The organism is Pseudomonas sp. LFS074 (assembly GCF_047978165.1).
Taxonomy (GTDB): Bacteria; Pseudomonadota; Gammaproteobacteria; order Pseudomonadales; family Pseudomonadaceae; genus Aquipseudomonas; species Aquipseudomonas putida_P.
The window spans coordinates 699276-720524 of record NZ_JBFPFV010000001.1; the positions used below are offsets into that span (position 1 = coordinate 699276).

The following is a 21249-nucleotide window of genomic DNA, read 5'->3' on the forward strand; positions in this document are numbered from 1 at the left end:
TCAGGCGCTCAGGGCCAGGTAACGGTTCTTGATGCTTGGGTCCTCGCGGAACTGCGCGGCGCTGCCCTGGTAGGCGACCCGGCCCTGTTCAAGCACGTAATGGCGATCGGCGAGTGCATCGCAGACCATCAGGTTTTGCTCCACCAGCAGGATCGACAGGCCTTCGTCCTTGATCCGCCGCAGGATCTTCACCAGCTCGTCGACGATCACCGGGGCCAGGCCTTCGGTGGGTTCGTCGAGGATCAGCAGCTTGGGGCCGTTGAGCAGGGCGCGGGCGATGGCCAGCATCTGCTGCTCGCCACCGGACAGGGCGAAACCACCATTGCGGCGCCGCTCCTTGAGCCGTGGGAACATGCTGTAGACGTCCTCCAGCTGCCAGCGGCTGGCCTTGCGCACGGCTATCTTCAGGTTCTCTTCCACACTGAGCTGGCGGAAGATGCCACGGTGCTCAGGCACCAGGGCAATACCAAGCCGGGCGATATCGAAGATTTCACGGCCGACCAACTGTTGGCCGTTGAAGCTGATCTGCCCCTGCCGTGGGCGGACGATGCCAAGGATGCTGCGCAGGGTGGTGGTCTTGCCGGCACCATTGCGCCCGAGCAGCGTCACCAGTTCGCCTGCTTCAACCTTGAGCGAGACACCTTCGAGCACATGGCTCTTGTCGTAATAGGAGTGGATCGAATCGACGTTGAGCATCAGGCGGCCTCTCCAAGGTAGGCGGTGCGTACGCGCTCGTCGTTGCGCACCTGTTCAGGGGTACCCTCGACCAGAATCTGGCCGTGGCTCATCACAGTGATGCGCTGGCTGATCGACATGACGATGCTCATGTTGTGCTCGATCAGCAGCACGGTGTGGTCGCGGCCGAGGTCGCTGATCAGGTCGGTCATCACCGGAATGTCGTCGATGCCCATGCCCGAGGTGGGTTCGTCGAGCATCAGCAGGGTGGGCTTGGCGCAGATCGACATGCCCACTTCCAGCACCCGTTGCTGGCCGTGTGACAGCTCGCCGGCCAGGGTTTCGGCGCGGGCGCTCAGCTTCAGGCGTTCCAGCACCTGGTCGGCGGTGTTCCAGTGGCTGCGTTTGTGCTCCACACTGCGCCAGAAATTCAGGGCGCCCAGGCCGTCTCGGCCCTGGGCGGCCAAGCGCAGGTTTTCGCGCACGGACAGGTTTTGGAACAGGCTGGTGAGCTGGAACGAACGCGCCATGCCCAGCGCCACCCGCCCGTGGGACGGCTTGCGGATGATGTCCTGGCCGTTGAACAGGATCTTGCCCGCCGTGGCCTGACGCTCGCCGGTCAAGCAGTGGAACAGGCTGGTCTTGCCAGCACCGTTGGGGCCGATGACGGTGTGGATGGTGCCGGCGCGGACCTTGAGGTCAACGCCTGCGACTGCCTTGAACGGCCCGTAGGCCAGCTCCAGTTGGCGGGTTTCCAGGAGGTAGTCGCTCATCATAGGGTCTCCTTGGTCTTGGCCTGGGATTTGTCATTGGCACTGCGGGTGGCCAGCAGGCGCTTGCCCAGTTCGGCCAGTCCACCCCACAGGCCGCCCCGCATGAACACCACCACCAGAATCAGGATGACCCCCAGCAGCATCAGCCAGCGTGGCCACAGCTCCGACAGCACGTCACCCAGCAGCACGATGGCGCCGGCCCCCAGCAGTGAGCCGAACAACGAGCCGGTGCCGCCGACGATGGTCATGATCAGGATGTTCTCGCTCATCATCAGGTCGATGTTCGACAGCGGCGCAAAGTGCAGCAGCATGGCGTACAGCGCGCCGGCGATGCCGGTGATGGCCCCCGACAGCATGAACACCAGGATCTTGAAGTGGCGGGTGTCGTAGCCAATGGCGGCAGCGCGGGTCTCGTTCTCGCGGATAGCCAGCAGGGTGCTGCCGAATGGCGAGCGGATCACCCGCAAGGCAGCGGCGAAAATCAACAGGAACAGCACGGCGACGAACACATAGAAATGCCGAGGGTCAGCCAGGTCGACCAGCACATGGCCGGCGATTTCGATGTTGGGCCGGGGCACATCGAGCAGGCCGTTGTCGCCGCCGGTCCAGCCGCTTAGGGTATAAGCCAGGAAATAGGCCATCTGGCTGAAGGCCAGGGTCAGCATGACGAAGTAGATGCCCGTGCGGCGGATCGCCAATGCGCCCACCAGCAGTGCCAGGAAGGCGCCGAACACGGCTGCGCCAAGCAGCGCGGCGAACATGCCCCAGTGCAGGTGAATCATCAGCAGCGCCGCGCCATAGGCGCCCACGCCAAAGAAGATGCCCTGGCCGAACGACAGCAGGCCGGTGTAGCCGAGCAGCAGGTTGCAGGCCAGGGCGGCCAGGGCAAAGATCAGGATTTCGGTGGCCAGGGTGGCCGAAGGCAGCAGCAACGGCAGCGCCACCAGGCTGGCAACCACCAGCAACAGCAGTGCCGGGGCGCGGCCCTTGGCGACTGGCAATGGGTTTTTCTCGCTCATGTCAGGCTCTCCCAAACAGGCCATAGGGACGGACCAGGATCACTGCGGCCATGGCGCCGTAGATCATCAGGCTGGCGCCTTGCGGCCAGAGGCTGGTCATCATGCTTTGCACCACACCCACCAGCAGGCCGCCAACCAGCGCACCGCCGAACGAGCCCATGCCGCCGATCACCACCACCACGAAGGCAATGCCGAGGATCTCCGGCCCGACGAAAGGCTGGGCCCCGCGTAGTGGTGCGAACAGCACACCCGCCACGCCGGCCAGGCCCACGCCCAGGGCGAAGGTCAGGGAGAACAGGCGAAAGATATTGGTGCCCAGCAGCGATACGGTTTCGGTGCTTTCGCTACCCGCGCGCACCAGTGCGCCGAAGCGGGTGCGCTCCAGCAGCAACCACAAGCCAACGCCGATCAGCGCGGCGAAGCCGATCAGGAACAGGCGGTAGTAGGGGTAGATGAAGTCACCGAGGATCAGCACGCCGCGCAGCTCCGGCGGTACGGCAATGTTCTTGCCCACCGGGCCCCAGATCAGCACCGAGGCTTCCTGGATGATCAGTGCGATGCCGAGGGTGACGAGGATCTGGAAGGTGTGCGGCAGGTGGTAGATGCGCTTGATCAACAGGCGCTCGACCGCCCACGCCAGTGCGGCCACTACCAGCGGCGCAATCAGCAGCGCCAGCCAGAAGTTGCCGGTTATCGCTACGGCGGTGTAGCACAGGTAGGCGCCCAGCAAGAAGAACGCACCGTGGGCGAAGTTGACGAAGTTGAGCAGGCCGAAAATGATCGTCAGGCCCACGGCGATGAGGAAGTAGATCATCCCCAGGCCCAGGCCGTTGAGCAGTTGGAACAGGTACAAATCGAGCATGAGCGTGCCCTCGACAGCGCGCGAGGCGGCTGCCTGTACAAGTGTTTGTGACTAACGCCGCGGCTTCAGGCCAGGGCGCAACCGGTGTGGTCGACCTCGACGAACGAGCGGCCCGAACTGATGACTTCGGCCAGGTCGTCCTCGTCGCGCATCTGCCCCTGGGGCTTGCCGCGCAGCAGGTAGTAATCCTTGAGCACCTGATGGTCACCCGGGCGGATCAGTTCTTCGCCGGTCGGGCCTTGGAAGCGCATGCCCTGCAATGCCGCAGACACGGCGGCACCGTCCAGGCTGCCAGCCTTGACGATGGCCTCGAGCATGACCTTGGTGCCGATGTAGTCAGCGGCCAGTGGGTAGTTGGGGTTGATGCCGTAAGCCTTGCGGGTGGCGGCGACCAACTGCTTGTTCAACGGGGTATCGACCTGGTGCCAGTACTGCGCGCCCAGGTACACGCCCTCGAGCACGTCGCTGCCCAGCTCCTGGAACTGGTCGAGGCCGGCAGACCACACCATCAGCACTTTCATGCGGTCCTTGATGCCGAAGTTGACCGCCTGGCGCAGGGCGTTGGAGGCCTGGCTGCCGAAGTTGAGCAACACCAGCACGTCGGGTTTTGCGGCGATGGCGTTGGTCAGGTAGCCAGAGAATTCCTGCTCCTGCAGCGAGTGGTAGCTGTTACCGATGTGTTCCACCCCAAGCTCGGCGAACACCTTGCGGGCATTGTCCAGCAACGCGTCACCGAACACGTATTGCGGGGTGATGGTGTACCAGCGCTTGGCCTGTGGTAGTTGGCGGATCATCGGCACCAAGGTTTCGCGAATGGCGCCGTAGGTGGGCACCGACCAGCGGAAGGTCGAGGCGTTGCAGTCTTTGCCGGTGATTTCGTCGGCGCCCACAGGCGTCATGAACACGCCGCCGGCTTTGTGGATTTCCTTCGACACCGCCAGTGCCGAGGAGGACAGGGTGCAGCCCTGGAAGAAGCGTGCGCCATCCTGGCCGATGGCTTCCTGTACCTTGCGCACCGCCTTGCCGGCGTTGCCTTCGGTGTCGATGACTTTGTACTTGAGCGGGTGGCCGAGCAGCTGGGGGTATTCGGCAATGGCCAGGCGCGAGCCCATGTCGGCGTACTTGCCGTAGCTGGCGAAGGCGCCCGACATGGACTTGAGCCCATAGAAGGTCAACGGTTGGTCGGCGAATGCCCGGTGCGCCCCCAAGGGGAGGCTACCTAAGGCACCCAGGGCAAGGCCTGCCTTGAGCAGGGTACGTCTTTGCATGAGTAACTCCTTGGTTGTGGTTATTAGGCAGGAGTGGCAATGACAAAGCGGGTACGGCCGGGCCTGTGTGCAGGCCTCTTTCCAGGCGCATCAGTGGTTGTGGTTGAACTCCAGCAGGAAGTTACGGGCAACCTCGCCTTCCAGCGCGGTCATGTGGTGCTCGGCGTCGCACATGTGTTCGTGCATCAGCCGGCGTACAGCGGGTTCGTCGCTGGCGCGCAGGGCGGTCAGCAGTTGCTTGTGGTAGTCGATATTGGCGGCGGCGAACTGTTGGCGCTTGGGCAGGTAGGCTTTTTTCAGCACTACCAGGTCGCGCAACAGGTCATTGAGGAACACCGCCATGAAACGCAGCAACGGGTTGGGGCAGCGGTCGGCCAGCAAGGTGTGGAACTCCAGCTCGGCCAGGCGCTGCTCGCGCTGGCCTTCTTCGCTGTCTTCCGGCGCGCTGCAGAAATCGATGTTGGCCTGCAGCACGGCATAGTCCGCTTCGCTCAGCTTGCCCATCACCGAGACCGCCAGCTCCACCTCGATGACTTTGCGCAGCTGGTACACCTGCTCGCCGTCCAGGTGTTGAAAGTGCAGGTAGTTGCGCAACGCACGGCTGGCCGGTTCGGTGCCCACTTCGTTCAGGTAGGCGCCGCCGGTCGGCCCGGTACGGGTGCTCACCAGGCCTTCGACCTCCAACGCCTTGAGCGCTTCGCGGGCGGTGCCCTTGGAACACTCGAAATGCTCCATCAGCTCACGTTCGGTGGGCAGGCGATCGCCTGGGTGCAGCGCTTCGGTGACGATCGAGCGCTTGACCGATTCGACGATCACATCGGACAGCTTCTGGCGCTTGCGTTTGGGTTTGAGCATTTCGCTATTTTTCATATTTATGCGGATAAATAGGATTTAGCGAATTTTACTGGGGTGGGTCAATGCTGGCGGCGGGGGAGGGGTCGTAAATGGTGTGAAAGGGTCGGGGAGGGATAAGTATCGGCAGGAGTATGCGTAGCGAGTGTAGGAGCGACGCAAGGTCGCTCCACAGCGGGCTTTGTGTTCAGTTCTGGCGGCCAGGGCCTTGCTGCAAGTGTGCCTGGCTGCAATACCAATCGTTGCCTTGCTGCAGTGCCCGGTCGTTGGGCAGGTGCACACCGCAATGGGCGCAGCGCACCATCTTCAGCGGCGCATCCAGCTTCGCCTCGGGGTGCGACTGTTGGCTGACTTTGAACTTGCGCCACAGCCAGAACGCGGCGGCGATCAGGGCAATCCAGAAAAGTAGGCGAACCATGGTGTCCAGCTTGTCGATTGAAGAAGCCGACAGTCTAGGACGCGGCCAATAAAAAAGGGAGGCCCAAGGCTTCCCTTTCATTTACCGCTGTGGGTCAGTCGAACAGACCAAAGGTCATGTAGCTGAACCAGGAGCGGTCTTTCTCGGCCTCTTTCGGGCCTTCCGGCACGATCGGGTCGCCGTTTTCGTCTTTAGGCAGCAGCTCTTGCGGCATCTCGTCACGCGCGTCCTGGAACTGCTTGACCACGTCCTGGTTGGCGCGGGTTTCGCCCGGCGGCAGCGGGGCGTCGGTCTCGATCAGGCCCAGGGTGGCCTTGGACAGCCAGCCACGGCCGTCAGACTCGGTCTGCTTGGGTTGGAACTCGCCATCGACCAGGCTCGGGTGGTCCGGGTAGTTGAGCTTGAGGGTTTCCAGGCTGCTGGCGGCCAGTTCGTCCAGGTGCATTTTCTGGTACGACTCGACCATCACTGCAAGGCCGTCACCGACCGATGGGGTTTCCTGGAAGTTCTCGACCACGTAGCGGCCCCGGTTGGCGGCAGCTACGTAAGCCTGGCGGCTCAGGTAGTAATCGGCCACGTGGATTTCGTACGAGGCCAGCAGGTTGCGCAGGTAGATCATGCGCTGCTTGGCGTCTGGCGCGTAGCGGCTGTTGGGGAAGCGACTGGTCAGCTGGGCGAACTCGTTGTACGAGTCGCGGGCGGCGCCCGGGTCACGCTTGGTCATGTCCAGTGGCAGGAAGCGCGCCAGCAGGCCACGGTCCTGGTCGAACGAGGTCAGGCCCTTGAGGTAGTAGGCGTAATCGACGTTCGGGTGCTGCGGGTGCAGACGGATGAAGCGCTCGGCGGCCGACTTGGCGGCCTCAGGCTCGGAGTTCTTGTAGTTGGCGTAGATCAGCTCGAGCTGCGCCTGGTCGGCATAGCGGCCGAACGGGTAGCGCGATTCCAGGGCCTTGAGCTTGTTCACGGCGCTGGTGTAGCTGGAGTTGTCCAGATCAGCCTGGGCCTGCTGGTACAGCTCGGCCTCGCTGAGGTTCTCGTCAATGACCTCTTTATTAGAGGAACAGGCCGCGGTAAGCCCGAGGATGGCGATCAGCAGCAGGTGTTTCACTTGCATGGCGGCTTGCGTCCCTTTGACGGCCGCTGTCTTGGGCGGTGCCGTCCTGTTATGATGAGCGCCCCGGCCAACCCCGGGACAAAAGAAGCCGTATTTAACCACAAGCTCGCAGCCGAAACCAAAGGCTGTGCGCCCGCCGAATCGAGCATGTCCGAGATCATTCAACTTAGCGCAGAGGTACCGTCCGAACTGGGCGGCCAACGCCTCGACCAGGTCGCCGCCCAATTGTTCGCCGAGTACTCGCGTTCGCGGCTAACTTCGTGGATCAAAGAGGGCCGCCTGACGGTCGATGGTGCAGTCGTGCGCCCTCGAGACCTCGTCTATGGCGGTTCGCTGCTTGCCTTGGAGGCCGAGCAAGAGGCCCAGGGTGAGTGGATCGCAGAAGATATCGAACTGGATATCGTCTACGAAGACGACCATATCATGGTGATCAACAAGCCTGCCGGGCTGGTCGTGCACCCGGCCGCCGGGCATGCCAGCGGTACGCTGCTCAATGCGCTGCTGCACCACGTGCCAGACATCGTCAACGTGCCGCGCGCCGGTATCGTTCACCGCCTGGACAAGGACACCACCGGCTTGATGGTGGTGGCCAAGACCTTGCAGGCGCAGACCAAGCTGGTCGAGCAGATGCAGGCCCGCAAGGTCAGCCGTATCTACGAGTGCATCGTGATTGGTGTGGTGACAGCCGGTGGCAAGATCGACGCGCCCATTGGCCGCCATGGCGGCATGCGCCAGCGCATGGCGGTAACCGACGGCGGCAAGCCGGCGGTCAGCCATTACCGTGTGCTCAAGCGCTTCCGCTCGCACACCCATGTACGAGTGAAGCTGGAAACCGGCCGCACCCACCAGATACGCGTGCACATGGCCCATGTAGGTTTCCCTCTGGTTGGCGACCAGACGTACGGCGGGCGCTTCCGTATTCCGCCGGCTGCCAGCCCAACCATGGTCGAGGCGGTCAAGACCTTCCCGCGCCAGGCGCTGCATGCGCGTTTCCTCGCCTTGGCCCACCCGATTACCGGTGAAATCATGAAGTGGGAGTCGCCACTGCCGGATGACTTCGTCTGGTTGTTGTCGCTTTTGAACCAGGACCGCGAGAGCTTCATCGGATGAGTGGCCTGGCGCAGTCGCTGCTGATCCCCGACTGGCCGGCCCCGGCCTCGGTTCGCGCCTGTGTCACCACCCGTCAGGGCGGCGTCAGCCTGCCGCCTTATGAAACCTTCAACCTTGGCGACCACGTGGGGGACGACCCTGCCGCCGTCGCCGAGAACCGCCGTCGCCTCAGCGCCCCGTTCGCCATTCAGCCGGCCTGGCTGAAGCAGGTACATGGCCTGGTGGTGGCGGCTGCCGACCCAGCCGTGGTGGCCGAGGCCGACGCCAGCTGGACCGACCAGCCTGGCATTGCCTGCACCGTGATGACTGCCGATTGCCTGCCTGCGCTGTTCTGTGACCGCGCGGGCACCCGTGTGGCCGCGGCACATGCAGGCTGGCGTGGGCTGGCTGGCGGTGTGCTGGAAGCCACCTTGGACCGCCTGGCACTGCCGGCGGAAGAGGTGCTGGTGTGGCTGGGGCCGGCCATTGGCCCGCAGGCGTTCGAGGTAGGGCTGGAAGTGCGCGATGCCTTCACTGCCGTGCATCCAGAAGCCGCCCGGGCGTTTGTCGAGGGCGAGCGGCCGGGCAAGCTGATGGCCGACATCTATGAGCTGGCGCGTATTCGCCTGGCTGCTCGTGGCGTCACTGCCGTTTATGGCGGTGGCTTTTGCACGGTCAGCGATCAGCGGTTCTTCTCCTATCGCCGTACCCCGCAGGGTGGGCGGTTTGCATCCTTGGTGTGGCTGGAGCCTCGCTAATCCAACAGGTTGACTTCGGTCAACCCCGCTACGCTTGAATCTTCCAGAATCAACCTTATCTATAAGGTCATCTCAGGCAGGTTCTTCATAAACAGGCGCTGTCCATCGCTCCGACCTGCCCTTTAAAGGAAGGTACACCATGCGAATAGACCGTTTGACCAGCAAGCTGCAACTTGCAATATCCGATGCCCAGTCCCTGGCCGTTGGCATGGACCACCCTGCCATCGAGCCCGTGCACCTGGTACAGGCGCTGCTTGAACAACAGGGCGGCTCCATCAAGCCTCTGCTGATGCAGGTAGGCTTCGACATCAACAGCCTGCGCCAAGGGCTGGTGAAAGAACTCGACCAACTGCCGAAAATCCAGAACCCCACCGGCGATGTGAACATGTCGCAGGACCTGGCGCGCCTGCTCAACCAGGCCGACCGCCTGGCCCAGCAGAAGGGTGACCAGTTCATTTCCAGCGAACTGGTACTGCTGGCCGCCATGGACGAGAACAGCAAACTCGGCAAACTGCTGCTGAGCCAGGGCGTGACCAAGAAAGCCTTGGAAAACGCCATCAACAACCTGCGCGGCGGCGCGGCAGTGAATGACGCCAACGCCGAGGAATCGCGCCAGGCCCTGGACAAGTACACCGTCGACCTGACCAAGCGTGCCGAAGAAGGCAAGCTGGACCCGGTGATCGGCCGTGACGATGAAATCCGCCGTACCGTGCAGGTACTGCAACGCCGTACCAAGAACAACCCGGTGCTGATCGGTGAGCCTGGCGTGGGTAAAACCGCCATCGCCGAGGGCCTGGCCCAGCGCATCATCAATGGTGAAGTGCCAGACGGCCTCAAGGGCAAGCGCCTGCTGGCGCTGGACATGGGGGCGCTGATTGCCGGTGCCAAATACCGCGGCGAGTTCGAAGAGCGTCTGAAAGGCCTGCTGAACGAGCTGTCCAAGCAGGAAGGCCAGATCATCCTGTTCATCGACGAACTGCACACCATGGTCGGCGCTGGCAAAGGCGAGGGCGCCATGGACGCCGGCAACATGCTCAAGCCGGCCCTGGCCCGCGGCGAGCTGCACTGCGTCGGTGCCACTACGCTGAACGAGTATCGCCAGTTCATCGAGAAGGACGCCGCCCTGGAGCGCCGTTTCCAGAAGGTGCTGGTAGAGGAGCCGAGCGAGGAAGACACCATCGCTATCCTGCGTGGCCTGAAAGAGCGCTATGAAGTGCACCACAAGGTGGCCATCACCGACGGTGCAATTATCGCTGCGGCCAAGCTCAGCCATCGCTACATCACTGACCGCCAGCTGCCGGACAAGGCCATTGACCTGATCGACGAAGCGGCCAGCCGTATCCGTATGGAGATCGACTCCAAGCCGGAAGTGCTCGACCGCCTTGATCGCCGCCTGATCCAGTTGAAGGTGGAGTCGCAGGCACTGAAGAAAGAAGAAGACGAAGCGGCAAAAAAACGCCTGGAGAAGCTGACCGAGGAAATCGAGCGGCTGGAGCGTGAGTATTCCGACCTGGAGGAAATCTGGGCCTCGGAAAAAGCCGAAGTGCAGGGCTCGGCGCAGATCCAGCAAAAGATCGAGCAGGCTCGCCAGGAGCTGGAAACCGCCCGTCGCAAAGGCGACCTGAGCCGCATGGCCGAACTGCAGTACGGGGTGATCCCGGACTTGGAGCGCAGCCTGCAGATGGTCGACCAGCACGGCAAGACCGAGAACCAGTTGCTGCGCAACAAGGTGACCGAGGAAGAAATTGCCGAAGTGGTGTCGAAGTGGACCGGTATTCCCGTGGCCAAGATGCTCGAAGGCGAGCGTGAGAAGCTGCTGAAGATGGAAGCGTTGCTGCACCAGCGCGTGATCGGTCAGGGCGAGGCGGTAACCGCCGTGGCCAACGCCGTGCGCCGCTCGCGTGCCGGGCTGTCCGACCCGAACCGGCCAAGTGGTTCGTTCCTGTTCCTCGGCCCTACCGGCGTGGGCAAGACCGAACTGTGCAAGGCGCTGGCCGAGTTCCTGTTCGACACCGAAGAGGCGATGGTGCGCATCGACATGTCCGAGTTCATGGAGAAGCACTCCGTGGCTCGCCTGATTGGTGCACCGCCAGGCTATGTAGGTTATGAAGAGGGCGGCTACCTGACCGAGGCTGTACGGCGCAAGCCATACTCGGTGGTGCTGCTGGACGAGGTGGAGAAGGCCCACCCGGATGTGTTCAACGTACTGCTGCAGGTGCTGGAAGACGGCCGCCTGACTGACAGTCATGGGCGCACCGTGGACTTCCGCAACACCGTGATCGTGATGACTTCCAACCTGGGCTCGGCGCAGATTCAGGAGCTGGTGGGTGACCGCGAGGCGCAACGTGCGGCGGTGATGGATGCGGTGGGTGCGCACTTCCGTCCGGAGTTCATCAACCGCATCGACGAAGTGGTGGTGTTCGAGCCACTGGGCCGTGAGCAGATCGCTGGCATTACCGAGATTCAGCTGGGCCGCCTGCGCAGCCGTCTGCTGGAGCGCGAACTGTCGCTGAGCTTGAGCCCGGACGCGTTGGACAAGCTGATTGCCGTGGGTTACGACCCTGTATACGGCGCACGGCCGCTGAAGCGGGCAATCCAGCGCTGGATCGAAAACCCATTGGCGCAGCTGATCCTGGCAGGCAAGTTTGTGCCGGGTGCGGCGATTACCGCCAAGGTGGAAGGCGACGAAATCGTCTTTGGCTAATTTGCATCCTCATGAGCCCCGCACCTGCGGGGCTTTTTTTTGCTTCTTTACAGGCGCTGTGGATACCGAGAGGGGCGGGTTTGCCAGCGAAGAAGCCGGCACAGCCCAGTAAAACCGGGGCTTTCCGGCCGCTTTGGATAACTTGCTGAAATTTTTGAAATTTTTGCTTGCATCATATTTAGAGTGCCCCTAATATACGCCGCGTTGTCAGGCACTAAGCGAATCACCAGCAACAACGGTGACCGCAAAACAACTTACAAATCAGTAAGTTGAATGAAAAAAAGTGGTTGACAAGCAAAACGAAGAATGTAGAATAGCCGGCCTCAGCAGCGACAACGCGAAAGCGAAGCAGCTAAAGAGTCCGAAGCGAACACAGTCTTCGGAGTTGTACCGAAGTTCAGTTCCGCGATAGCTCAGTCGGTAGAGCAAATGACTGTTAATCATTGGGTCCCTGGTTCGAGTCCAGGTCGCGGAGCCAATCTCGGGGTGTAGCGCAGTCCGGTAGCGCGCCTGCTTTGGGAGCAGGATGTCAGGAGTTCGAATCCCCTCACCCCGACCATTTTTGGGTCGTTAGCTCAGTTGGTAGAGCAGTTGGCTTTTAACCAATTGGTCGTAGGTTCGAATCCTACACGACCCACCATGTAAAGAAGGGCATCTCAAAGAGATGCCCTTTTTTTTGAAAGACCCGGGGTGTAGCGCAGTCCGGTAGCGCGCCTGCTTTGGGAGCAGGATGTCAGGAGTTCGAATCCCCTCACCCCGACCATTTTTGGGTCGTTAGCTCAGTTGGTAGAGCAGTTGGCTTTTAACCAATTGGTCGTAGGTTCGAATCCTACACGACCCACCATGAACAAAGGGCATCTCGCAAGAGATGCCCTTTTTCTTTGCCTGTCAGAATGTTGGGCCTGCCTTGCAGGCCTTGCGCCGCGAGAGGGGCGCTAAGCGCCCCCGGCAACTGTCAGTGCAGCTTCAAGCGCGGTTCTGTACCCCGGCCAATCTTGCTACCCAGCATCATCAACGCCGTGCGGAAGAACCCGTACAACGCCATCTGGTGCATGCGGTACAGCGACACGTAGAACATCCGCGCCAGCCAGCCTTCCAGCTTCACACTGCCCATCAGGTTACCCATCAGGTTGCCCACCGCCGAGAAGCGCGACAGCGACACCAGCGAGCCGTAGTCCTTGTACTCGTAGGTCGGCAGCGCCTTGTTCTCCAGCCGCGCCTTCAGGCTTTGCGCCAGCATCGAAGCCTGTTGGTGCGCAGCCTGGGCCCGTGGCGGTACGTTGCGGTCGCTGCCGGGTTGCGGGCAGGCGGCGCAGTCACCGAAGGCGAAGATGTTGTCGTCGCGGGTAGTTTGCAGGGTAGGGCGCACGACCAGCTGGTTGATGCGATTGGTTTCCAGGCCATCGATGTCCTTGAGGAAGCCTGGCGCACGGATACCCGCCGCCCACACTTTGAGGCTGGCCTGGATCACTTCGCCGTCCTTGGTTTTCAGGCCGTCCTCGGTCACTTCACTGACCGCGGCGTTGGTCATCACCTTCACCCCGAGTTTCTCCAGGGTCTTGTGCACCGGCACGCTGATGCGCTCCGGCAGCGCCGGCAGTACGCGCGGGCCGGCCTCGATCAGGGTGATGTGCATGTCTTTGGGCTGGATGCGGTCAAGGCCATAGGCCGCCAGCTCGTGGGCAGCATGGTGCAGCTCGGCCGCCAGCTCCACACCGGTGGCACCGGCGCCCACAATGGCTACGCTGATTTTTTCGCTGGCCACGTCGCCGGCGTGGGCGCGCAGGTAGTGGTTGAGCAGTTGCTGGTGGAAGCGCTCGGCCTGCTTGCGGGTATCCAGGAACAGGCAATGTTGCGCTGCGCCCAGGGTGCCGAAGTCGTTGGTGTTGGAACCCACGGCGATGACCAGGGTGTCGTAGCCCAGGGTGCGCGCAGGCAACAGCTCGCGGCCCTCTTCATCGAGGGTGGCGGCCAGTTGAATCTGTTTGCCTTCACGGTCCAGGCCGCTCATGCGCCCCAACTGGAAATTGAAGTGGTTCCACTTGGCCTGGGCCACGTAGTTCAGTTCGTCTTCCGAGGAGTTCAGCGAGCCAGCGGCCACTTCGTGCAGCAATGGCTTCCAGATGTGCGTGAGGTTGGCGTCGACCAGGGTGATGTCGGCCTGCTTGCGCTTGCCCAGGCTTTTACCCAGGCGGGTCGCCAGTTCCAGGCCGCCGGCGCCGCCGCCGACAATCACGATGCGATGAGTCATGGGAATATCTCATAAGGTTTACGGAATTCGTGCCCCAGAGGGGCGGCCGCAAACTGCACGAGGGAAGGGCGAGCGCGAAGCAGCTCATAGCACCAGTCCACTCAGCAGGCGGCTGATGAGACCCAACCCGATGGTCACGGCCAGCACCAGCACAAGGAGCAGCCACGGCCGGAAGGGCCTGCGCTCGACTTGGTGCTGGGGGGCTCGCAGATACTCATCGACACGACGCTGATCTTCCGGGTTCAGGCGGCTGGTCATGGTGGGCCTCGTCAGGTAGACGTTTGTGACTGCGCAAACGCTACAGCGTTCGCGCAAGCGCTTGAAACAAATGATAATGCTTTCTATCCCTGGCGCCGAGTGTACGCCATCGCAAACATTCGCTGCACTGGATCAAAGACTGATGCCTACGTCGAAGACGATGCTGCGGCCCAGGTTGCCGCGCAGGAAGTCTGGCGCGTCAGGGTGGGCGAACAGCACCCGGGCAAAGGTTGGCCCGACCAGCGACAGTGAGCGCCAGCCCTGGCGCAGGTACTCGGTGGGCGGCGGGAAGTGGGTGTTGAGGTCGAGCACTTCGCGCTTGAGGCTGGAGAACGCGATGATGTCCAGCTCGTTCAGCTCCAGCCCGCGTTCCCGGTAATTGTGCGCCTTCTTGCGCAAGGTCGGCGCCAGGCGCCCCAGCAATTCGGTGGCACTGATGCGCCGTGGGCGTGCTTCACGCCGCACCAGCTGCGCCAAGGAAAACGCACTGCGCCTGCGCTGCAGCTCTTCGCGCCATTCATCGTTCAGTCGGCGGCCCTCGTCGAGCACGAAAAATACCTCGAAGGCCGCGTCGCGGAACAACACGTCCGGCGGCTCCTGGCCGGCTGGGGTGAAGTCCTCGCTGCGATAGGGAATGTTCAACCCCTGCAACAGGCGCTGGCACACCCAACGCTCCCGCTCCCACTTGCGGGCGTTGGAGAGAAAGGCATTGGCTTGTTCGGCCTGGATGGTAAGCAGGCGCAGGTAGTCTGAGTCATCCATGCAGACAAGCTTAGCCGTTAAACCATGACGATAAGATGCTGAATTTGAATGGGTGTAGACTGGGATTGTCCATAGCATCGATAGGGGTATTTGTCAGGTGATCAGCGCGCAGGTGTTGTCCGGCACCACCGTTACCCTTGGTTGGCTGGGTTATGTGCCATTGCTGATCTGGGCGGTAAGCCGGGTTCGCTGGGTTGAGCTGTTCACCGACCGGCGCCGTCAGCATTTGCTGTTTGGCACAGTCTTTTGCCTGTTCGCACTGTGGCTGGTGAGGCGCGATTTCGATACCGGGGTGTCTTACCACTTCATTGGCATGACGGCGGTCACCCTGTTGCTGGACTGGCCGCTGGCGGTGCTGGGCGGGGTCATGGCCCAGCTTGGTTTGCTCGTGTTGGGGCGTCAGGACTTGGCAGCGTTGGGGGTGAATGGCTTGTTGCTGGTGGGCTTGCCGGTGCTGATTACCGAAGTGTGCGCGGTCTTGGTCGAACGTGCCCAGCCGCGCAACCTGTTCGTTTATATCTTCTGTTCGGGGTTCTTCCCGGCCGCGCTGACCGTGCTGGTTTGTGTGCCTGCGGCGCTGGGGGTGTTGTGGCTGGATGGGCGCTTTGCCCTGCCGGAGTGGCTCAGCGACTTTGTCGGCTACCTGTGGCTGATGATGTTCCCCGAAGCGTTCATCAACGGCATGGTCATCAGTGCGCTGGTGGTGTTCTGCCCGGAATGGCTGGAAACCTTCAACCGCACACGGTACCTGCAGGCGCCCTGGAAGGAAGATGAGCGGTGATCATGCGGTCTAGAAAATAGTGGGGGACCCTGTAGGAGCGGCCTTGTGTCGCGATGGGCTGCAAAGCAGCCCCCGTTTTTGGCGTTAGAGCAACAATTGCTGGGGCTGCTTTGCAGCCCATCGCGACACAAGGCCGCTCCTACAGGTACCGCGCCAGTCTCAAGGATTTGGTCTGGGGCAAGGGGCCCGGCACAACCGCCTTGCAATCAGCTCAGTGCCGCGGCTCCAGGTCCCCCGAATACAGCTCATCTTCGGACTCTTCCGACCCCGCAATCTTGTGCTCCTCGGCCGCCCAGGCCCCCAGGTCGATCAGTTTGCAGCGGTCCGAGCAAAACGGCCGGAACGCGCTTTTTTCGGTCCATTCCACAGGTGCGCCACAGGTCGGGCAATCGACGGTCAACGGCTGGCTCATGGCTGGCCTCCTTTCAAAGTCAGGTAAAAGTGGTGCAGGCGGTCAATCTGCTCATGCAGTGCGGCCAGGTCGCCGTCGTTGACCAGCACATCATCGGCATGGCGCAGGCGTTCCTCGCGGGCCAGTTGGGCCTGCAGAATCGCTTGCACCTGCTCGGCACTGGTGTTGTCGCGCGCCAGAGTACGGGCTATTTGCAGTTCTTGCGGTGCATCGATCACCAGCACACGCTGGGTTTTGTGGTACTGGCCCGACTCGATCAGCAGCGGCGACACGTAGATTGCATAAGGCGACTGCGCCTTTGCCAGGTAGCTGAAAATCTCCTGCCCGATCAGCGGGTGCAGCAGTTGCTCCAGCCATTTGCGCTGCGCCGGGTCGGCGAAGATCAGTTGGCGCAGAGCGGCGCGGTCGAGTTGGCCGTCCGCCTGCAGCACACCCGGGCCGAAGCGCTCGACGATGCTGGCCAAGGCCGGGCGGCCAGGTTCGACCACCCAGCGCGCTGCCTGGTCGGCATCGACCAGGTGCACGCCAAGCTCGACGAAGCGTTCGGCAGCGGCGCTCTTGCCGCTACCAATGCCGCCGGTCAGGCCGAGAATCCAGGGGGTAAAGGCTGCAGTGGCCATCAGTATCCAAGCAGTTGCATGTAAGAGGCGTACATTTCATCACCCCAGAGCACAGCAATCCACCCCGCAATCGCCAGATAAGGGCCAAACGGTATCGCTGTCCCCATCGCATGCCGGCGCAAACGCAGCAAGCACAGGCCAACCAGCGCCCCCACCACCGACGACAGCAGCAGCGTCAACGGCAGCACCTGCCAGCCACCCCAGGCCCCGATCAGCGCCATCAGCTTGAAATCGCCATAGCCCATGCCTTCCTTGCCGGTGATCAGCTTGAACAGCCAGTACACGGTCCACAAGCTGAGGTATCCGGCCACCGCGCCCCACAGCGCGTCGGTCAGTGGGGCATAGATGCCAAAGGCATTGACGATAAGCCCCAGCCACAGCATCGGCAGCACCAGCGCATCCGGCAGCAACTGGTGGTCCGCATCGATCAGGCTCAGGGCCAGCAGGCACCAGGTGAGCGGTAATGCCAGCAAGGCTTCGACCGAAGCGCCAAAGCGCCAGGCCACCACCAGCGAAAGCAGCGCGCTGGCCACTTCCACCAGCGGGTAGCGCGGGCTGATGCGGGTTTTGCAGGATGAACACCGCCCGCGCAAGGCCAGATAGCTGATCACCGGGATGTTCTCCCACGCGCGAACCGGATGCGCGCAATGTGGGCAGCGGGAGGCCGGTAGGCACAGGTCGAACCGTTCGTGTTGCGCAATCGGCTGCCCCAACATCTCCTGTGCTTCACGCTGCCATTGCCGCTCCAGCATGATCGGCAGGCGATACACCAGCACGTTGAGAAAGCTGCCCACCAGCAGGCCGAGCAGCGTGGCCAGGGTGAGGAAGTACGCCGGCTGTTCAGCCAGCAGAGTCCATGAAGTCATGTTCAGATCAAGCTACCCAACTGGAAGATCGGCAAGTACATCGCCACCACCAGGCCCCCCACCAGCAGGCCCAGGATCAGCACGATGGCGGGCTCCAGCAGGCTGGTCAACTGGTCCAGCGCCTGGCTGACCTGTTCCTCGTAATGGCTGGCGGCTTTTTCCAGCATCTGGTCCAGCGTGCCGCTGGATTCACCGATGGCCGTCAGTTGCACCAGCAAAGGCGGAAACAGCGGTTCACTGGCCATCGCCTGGTTCAGCCCCTGCCCATTGGCCATGCCCTGGCGCAACCGCAGCACCGCTTGCTCGTGCAGTTCGCCCCCAGTCACTCCAGCCACCGTTACAAGCGCATCCAGCAACGCCACGCCAGCGCCGTAGGATGTTGCCAGGCTACGCGCAAACCGTGCTAGCGCCGCCTGCCCCAGCAATTTGCCAAACACCGGCAAGCCCAGCACCCGCCGAGATATCCACAGGCGCGCAGGCGTGTGCTGCCGGTAAAGCTGGCGCAAGGCAAAACCCAGCACCACGCCCATCACCAGCAGTAGCGGGGCAAACCGACTCAGCCCTGTGGACAAGTCGATCACCCACTGGGTAAATGCCGGCAAGGTCGTACCCATGCCCGAGAACATGCTCTCGAACTTCGGAATCACCTCCAGCAACAAAATCGCTGACACCCCCAGCCCGATCAGCAACAGCAGCAGCGGGTAGATCATTGCCTTGCGCACCTTCTTGTGCAGCACCCGTCGCTGCTCCAGCATGCCCGCCAGCTGCTCGAGCTGCCGGTCAAGCGTGCCGGAATGCTCACCCACCCGCACCAGGTTGCAGTACAACGCATCGAACCATGCCGGGTGACGCTGCAACGCATCCGCCAGCCCCAGGCCCGAGGCCACATCCTGTTTCAATCTACCCAGCAACGCAGCCTGCGCCGCATCGCAACCACTGCGCCCCATCACCTCGAACGCCTGCAGCAGCGGCACCCCGGCCCTGAGCAATGTCGCCAACTGCCGGCTGAACCCTGCCGGGTCAGCCTTTTCGCGCCGCTTCGGCAAACGGAACGTCAGCCCGCTGGCCGGCCGCAAACTGGCCACCGTGATGCCCTGGCGGATCAGCGCAGCGCGCACATAAGCCGGGCTGCGGCCAGGTGTCTGGCCGCTGACCGGCGTGCCGCTGGCGTCGGTGCCGTGCCAGCTGTAAAGGAGTGAAGATGAAGTCATTCGAAGGTCCTTTTTCTGCTCCAGCGACAAGGCTGGAAACAGCTTGCCGCGTCCATGCAAAGGCATGCGTCCGTGATGCTCACTAGAGTAGTTCAGCGAAGATGACGCCCAAGCGGGCAGGGGTGACAAAAGGTGTCTGTTCAGGCCTACTGCGCCGCTGCCGGTTGGGGCGCCACGGACCTCAACGTGTTAGCGAATCAAAAAGGAAATACGTTCATGAAAGGGCAACGCGGTATCACCCTGATCGAACTGATGATCGTCGTCGCGATCATCGGCATTCTGGCGACCATCGCCTTACCGATGTACACCAACCACCAGGCCCGCTCCAAGGCTGCGGCCGGGTTGCTGGAGATCAGCGCGCTGAAGACGGCGATGGATCTACGCTTGAATGACGGGAAAGATGTGACGGGCGTAACCGAGCTGGGTGGCCAGCCGGCGACGGCGCATTGTGCGATCGCAGCCGATGGCAAGGCGACGGATGGCAGCGGCAGCATTGCTTGCACGCTGGTGGATGCGCCGGCCAATGTGGTGGGCAAGTCACTGACTTTGAAGCGTTCGGCAACTGGATGGGCGTGCACCACCGACATCGAGGACGACCTGGCGCCCAAGGGCTGCAAGGGGGCTTGAGGGTAGGGTAATAAACTAGCGGAAACAGGGGTTTGCGTTGCGGGTGTGAGCAGTGGTACGTTGCGCTACACGCCGGTGTAGCTCAGTCGGTAGAGCAGCGCACTCGTAACGCGAAGGTCGCAGGTTCGATTCCTGTCTCCGGCACCATTCTACTGTTCCGATACGTCTCTTCTTGTACACGGAATCCCCTGAAAAGCCCGCCAAGTGCGGGCTTTCTTGTATCTGGCTGTCTCATTCTGTCTCTAGGCATATACCGATTTTAGGTATACGTTAGGGTATACGCCGGTTCGACGAGAAAACGTATACCTATGGCACGCACCGTTACACCCCTCTCAGACCCCAAATGCGAGGCCGCCAAGCCGCGGGACAAGGACTACACCCTGTTCGACGGTCAGGGCCTGTTCCTGCTGGTCAAGAAGAACGGCAGCAAGATCTGGCGCATGAAGTTCAAGCGGCCGGATGGCAGAGAGGGGCTGGCCACCTTCGGCAACTACCCAGCGCTGACACTCAAAGCCGCCCGCGCCCGCCGAGCCGAAGCGCTGGAGTTGTTGGTGCATGGTAAGGACCCGATTGAGAGCGCCCGGCAGGGGAAGGTCGAAGCGGCGAATGCTAGGGCCAACACCTTCGGCGTGCTGGCCAAGGACTGGCATGAGGCCTGTTCCAAGAAATGGTCACCAGGTCATGCCGCGACGGTGTGGCGGCGGATCGAAACTTACCTGCTCCCGGCCTTAGGCCAGCGTCCGGTGGCCGGCCTGAAGACTCGCGACCTGCTGGCGCCGCTCAAGGCGGTAGAGAAGCGCGAGGTTCTGGATACCGCTGGCCGGCTACGGCAGTACATGACCGGAATTATGCGTATGGCCGTACAGCACGGGCACATCGACACCAACCCAGCGGTGGACCTACAGGGCGCAACCGCCACACGCAAGACCGTTCACCGTCCTGCGCTGGCGCTGGATCGGCTGCCTGAGCTGCTGCAGAGAATCGACGGCGACACCGGCCGGCCGCTGACCCGGCTGGCCACCCAGCTCACCCTTCTGGTTTTCATCCGGTCCAGTGAGTTGCGGTTTGCTCGCTGGCCAGAGATCGACACCGGTCGTTCTATGTGGGAGATCCCCGGCGAGCGCCAGCAGATCGAGGGCGTGAAGAACTCGCATCGCGGCTCCAAGATGAGCACGCCCCACCTGGTGCCTCTGAGTCGCCAGGCACTGGCCACGCTCGAGCAGGTGCGCCAGCTCACCGGGCGCTTCGACCTGGTGTTTGCGGGTGACAGCAACCACTGGAAGCCCATGAGTGAAAACACGGTGAACAAGGCGCTTCGACGCATGGGCTACGACACAAAGACCGAGGTGTGTGGGCATGGGTTCAGAGCCATGGCCTGTTCCGCGCTCGTCGAATCGGGACTGTGGAGCAAGGACGCGGTAGAGCGTCAGATGAGCCACCAAGAGCGTAACAGTGTGCGGGCGGCATACATCCACAAGGCTGAGTACATTGAAGAACGCCGGCTCATGGTTCAGTGGTGGGCCGACTATCTGGATGCCAATCGAGAGAAGCACATCACGCCTTATGACTTTGCTCGCGTGGGGGAGGGAGTAAGCAATGTGGTGCGTGGAGCATTCGGCACGATTGGACAGCAATGAAAACAAGTATTCGATTAAAAGCCGGTGTTCTTGGTGTTCTTGGTGTTCCAAAAACGCTGGAAGCCAAAAAACACGAGGTCTGTAGCCAAGGAACACCTTTGCCTAAGCGGCGGAACACGAAGGCGCCGGAACACACACGGTGTTCCTTGAACGAGGCGACTCGGCCCGTGCGCCCCTCTACGCCAACGCAAGCCTCCTCCCCTTCCTGCTGGCCGCTCCTCCGATGCGCCCAAGCACTCAATCACGGCCCGGCGCGGCTTTGTCTGCGCCAACCGGGGCGTGGGGATCGTCA

21 protein-coding genes and 6 tRNA genes are annotated in these 21249 nt (G+C 62.2%); 12 read left to right on the forward strand and 15 right to left on the reverse strand.

The genetic code is table 11. From position 1 onward, the window contains the following. From ACNQP3_RS03235 to ACNQP3_RS03270, 8 genes are all read right to left on the reverse strand, one after another. Entirely contained in the window at window positions 1-696 is a 696-nt protein-coding gene (locus ACNQP3_RS03235) for an ABC transporter ATP-binding protein (RefSeq protein ID WP_012051120.1), read from the reverse strand. After that, window positions 696-1448 carry an ABC transporter ATP-binding protein gene (locus tag ACNQP3_RS03240; protein WP_041166365.1) on the reverse strand — a complete coding sequence of 251 codons (753 nt, stop codon included), beginning with the start codon at window positions 1446-1448 and terminating at the stop codon, window positions 696-698. The genes ACNQP3_RS03235 and ACNQP3_RS03240 overlap by 1 nt, the downstream gene beginning before the upstream one ends. Next, window positions 1448-2467: a branched-chain amino acid ABC transporter permease gene (locus ACNQP3_RS03245; RefSeq protein ID WP_179027052.1), complete on the reverse strand. Its 1020-nt coding sequence runs from the start codon at window positions 2465-2467 to the stop codon at window positions 1448-1450. Before ACNQP3_RS03245 ends, ACNQP3_RS03240 begins: the two co-directional genes overlap by 1 nt. A gap of 1 nt (window position 2468) precedes the next feature. Beyond that, window positions 2469-3329, reverse strand: a complete 861-nt coding sequence (locus ACNQP3_RS03250; protein ID WP_012270382.1) for a branched-chain amino acid ABC transporter permease — start codon at window positions 3327-3329, stop codon at window positions 2469-2471. A gap of 65 nt (window positions 3330-3394) precedes the next feature. Further along, complete coding sequence (locus ACNQP3_RS03255) at window positions 3395-4597, reverse strand: ABC transporter substrate-binding protein (RefSeq protein WP_012270383.1); 1203 nt, start codon at window positions 4595-4597, stop codon at window positions 3395-3397. Window positions 4598-4687: 90 nt separating this feature from the next. Further along, a complete protein-coding gene (locus tag ACNQP3_RS03260; RefSeq protein WP_060494323.1) occupies window positions 4688-5452 on the reverse strand; it encodes a FadR/GntR family transcriptional regulator in 765 nt (254 codons plus the stop codon). A gap of 184 nt (window positions 5453-5636) precedes the next feature. Continuing rightward, window positions 5637-5867, reverse strand: a complete 231-nt coding sequence (locus ACNQP3_RS03265) for a PP0621 family protein (RefSeq protein WP_012270385.1) — start codon at window positions 5865-5867, stop codon at window positions 5637-5639. 94 nt (window positions 5868-5961) lie between these two features. Beyond that, window positions 5962-6981 carry an outer membrane protein assembly factor BamD gene (locus ACNQP3_RS03270; RefSeq protein WP_012270386.1) on the reverse strand — a complete coding sequence of 340 codons (1020 nt, stop codon included), beginning with the start codon at window positions 6979-6981 and terminating at the stop codon, window positions 5962-5964. Window positions 6982-7128: 147 nt separating this feature from the next. Between ACNQP3_RS03270 and rluD the strand changes: the two genes are divergently transcribed. From rluD to ACNQP3_RS03310, 8 genes are all read left to right on the forward strand, one after another. Next, window positions 7129-8091, forward strand: coding sequence for a 23S rRNA pseudouridine(1911/1915/1917) synthase RluD (gene rluD / locus ACNQP3_RS03275; RefSeq protein WP_041166635.1), 963 nt, complete (start codon window positions 7129-7131; stop codon window positions 8089-8091). After that, window positions 8088-8828 (forward strand): peptidoglycan editing factor PgeF, encoded by a 741-nt coding sequence (gene pgeF, locus ACNQP3_RS03280; RefSeq protein ID WP_060494322.1) that lies wholly within the window; start codon window positions 8088-8090, stop codon window positions 8826-8828. Before rluD ends, pgeF begins: the two co-directional genes overlap by 4 nt. A gap of 139 nt (window positions 8829-8967) precedes the next feature. Then, window positions 8968-11532: an ATP-dependent chaperone ClpB gene (gene clpB, locus ACNQP3_RS03285; RefSeq protein ID WP_012270389.1), complete on the forward strand. Its 2565-nt coding sequence runs from the start codon at window positions 8968-8970 to the stop codon at window positions 11530-11532. A gap of 402 nt (window positions 11533-11934) precedes the next feature. After that, window positions 11935-12010, forward strand: a tRNA-Asn gene (locus ACNQP3_RS03290). Between the two features lie 4 nt (window positions 12011-12014). Then, window positions 12015-12091: transfer RNA gene (locus ACNQP3_RS03295), tRNA-Pro, on the forward strand. Between the two features lie 5 nt (window positions 12092-12096). Continuing rightward, a tRNA-Lys gene (locus ACNQP3_RS03300) sits at window positions 12097-12172 on the forward strand. A gap of 46 nt (window positions 12173-12218) precedes the next feature. Next, a tRNA-Pro gene (locus ACNQP3_RS03305) sits at window positions 12219-12295 on the forward strand. Window positions 12296-12300: 5 nt separating this feature from the next. Then, window positions 12301-12376: transfer RNA gene (locus tag ACNQP3_RS03310), tRNA-Lys, on the forward strand. Between the two features lie 111 nt (window positions 12377-12487). Here the strand turns inward: ACNQP3_RS03310 and ACNQP3_RS03315 are convergent. From ACNQP3_RS03315 to ACNQP3_RS03325, 3 genes are all read right to left on the reverse strand, one after another. After that, window positions 12488-13783, reverse strand: a complete 1296-nt coding sequence (locus ACNQP3_RS03315; RefSeq protein ID WP_012270390.1) for an NAD(P)/FAD-dependent oxidoreductase — start codon at window positions 13781-13783, stop codon at window positions 12488-12490. An 84-nt stretch (window positions 13784-13867) separates the two neighbouring features. Next, window positions 13868-14041, reverse strand: a complete 174-nt coding sequence (locus tag ACNQP3_RS03320; protein WP_008091951.1) for a DUF3094 domain-containing protein — start codon at window positions 14039-14041, stop codon at window positions 13868-13870. Between the two features lie 132 nt (window positions 14042-14173). After that, a complete protein-coding gene (locus tag ACNQP3_RS03325; protein ID WP_003247546.1) occupies window positions 14174-14803 on the reverse strand; it encodes a DUF1780 domain-containing protein in 630 nt (209 codons plus the stop codon). A 97-nt stretch (window positions 14804-14900) separates the two neighbouring features. On the opposite strand from ACNQP3_RS03325, the gene ACNQP3_RS03330 reads away from it, so the two are divergent. Next, window positions 14901-15584, forward strand: a complete 684-nt coding sequence (locus ACNQP3_RS03330) for an energy-coupling factor ABC transporter permease (protein ID WP_012270391.1) — start codon at window positions 14901-14903, stop codon at window positions 15582-15584. Window positions 15585-15795: 211 nt separating this feature from the next. Here the strand turns inward: ACNQP3_RS03330 and yacG are convergent, their stop codons facing one another. The 4 genes from yacG to ACNQP3_RS03350 are packed head-to-tail and all read right to left on the reverse strand — an operon-like array spanning window position 15796 to window position 18693. Beyond that, window positions 15796-15996, reverse strand: coding sequence for a DNA gyrase inhibitor YacG (gene yacG / locus ACNQP3_RS03335; protein ID WP_012270392.1), 201 nt, complete (start codon window positions 15994-15996; stop codon window positions 15796-15798). Beyond that, window positions 15993-16616, reverse strand: a complete 624-nt coding sequence (coaE, locus tag ACNQP3_RS03340) for a dephospho-CoA kinase (protein WP_012270393.1) — start codon at window positions 16614-16616, stop codon at window positions 15993-15995. The genes yacG and coaE overlap by 4 nt, the downstream gene beginning before the upstream one ends. Beyond that, on the reverse strand, window positions 16616-17482 hold the full coding sequence (locus ACNQP3_RS03345; RefSeq protein WP_264316784.1) for a prepilin peptidase: 867 nt from the start codon (window positions 17480-17482) through the stop codon (window positions 16616-16618). The genes coaE and ACNQP3_RS03345 overlap by 1 nt, the downstream gene beginning before the upstream one ends. 2 nt (window positions 17483-17484) lie before the next feature. Then, a complete protein-coding gene (locus ACNQP3_RS03350; protein ID WP_264316785.1) occupies window positions 17485-18693 on the reverse strand; it encodes a type II secretion system F family protein in 1209 nt (402 codons plus the stop codon). Between the two features lie 216 nt (window positions 18694-18909). Here ACNQP3_RS03350 and ACNQP3_RS03355 point away from each other — a divergent pair, with 216 nt between their 5' ends. The 3 genes from ACNQP3_RS03355 (at window position 18910) to ACNQP3_RS03365 (ending at window position 20957) form a co-directional block, all read left to right on the forward strand. Further along, window positions 18910-19320, forward strand: coding sequence for a pilin (locus ACNQP3_RS03355; protein WP_264316786.1), 411 nt, complete (start codon window positions 18910-18912; stop codon window positions 19318-19320). A gap of 71 nt (window positions 19321-19391) precedes the next feature. Then, a tRNA-Thr gene (locus ACNQP3_RS03360) sits at window positions 19392-19467 on the forward strand. Between the two features lie 161 nt (window positions 19468-19628). Then, window positions 19629-20957: a tyrosine-type recombinase/integrase gene (locus ACNQP3_RS03365; protein WP_264316787.1), complete on the forward strand. Its 1329-nt coding sequence runs from the start codon at window positions 19629-19631 to the stop codon at window positions 20955-20957. The last annotated feature ends 292 nt before the right edge of the window (window positions 20958-21249 follow it).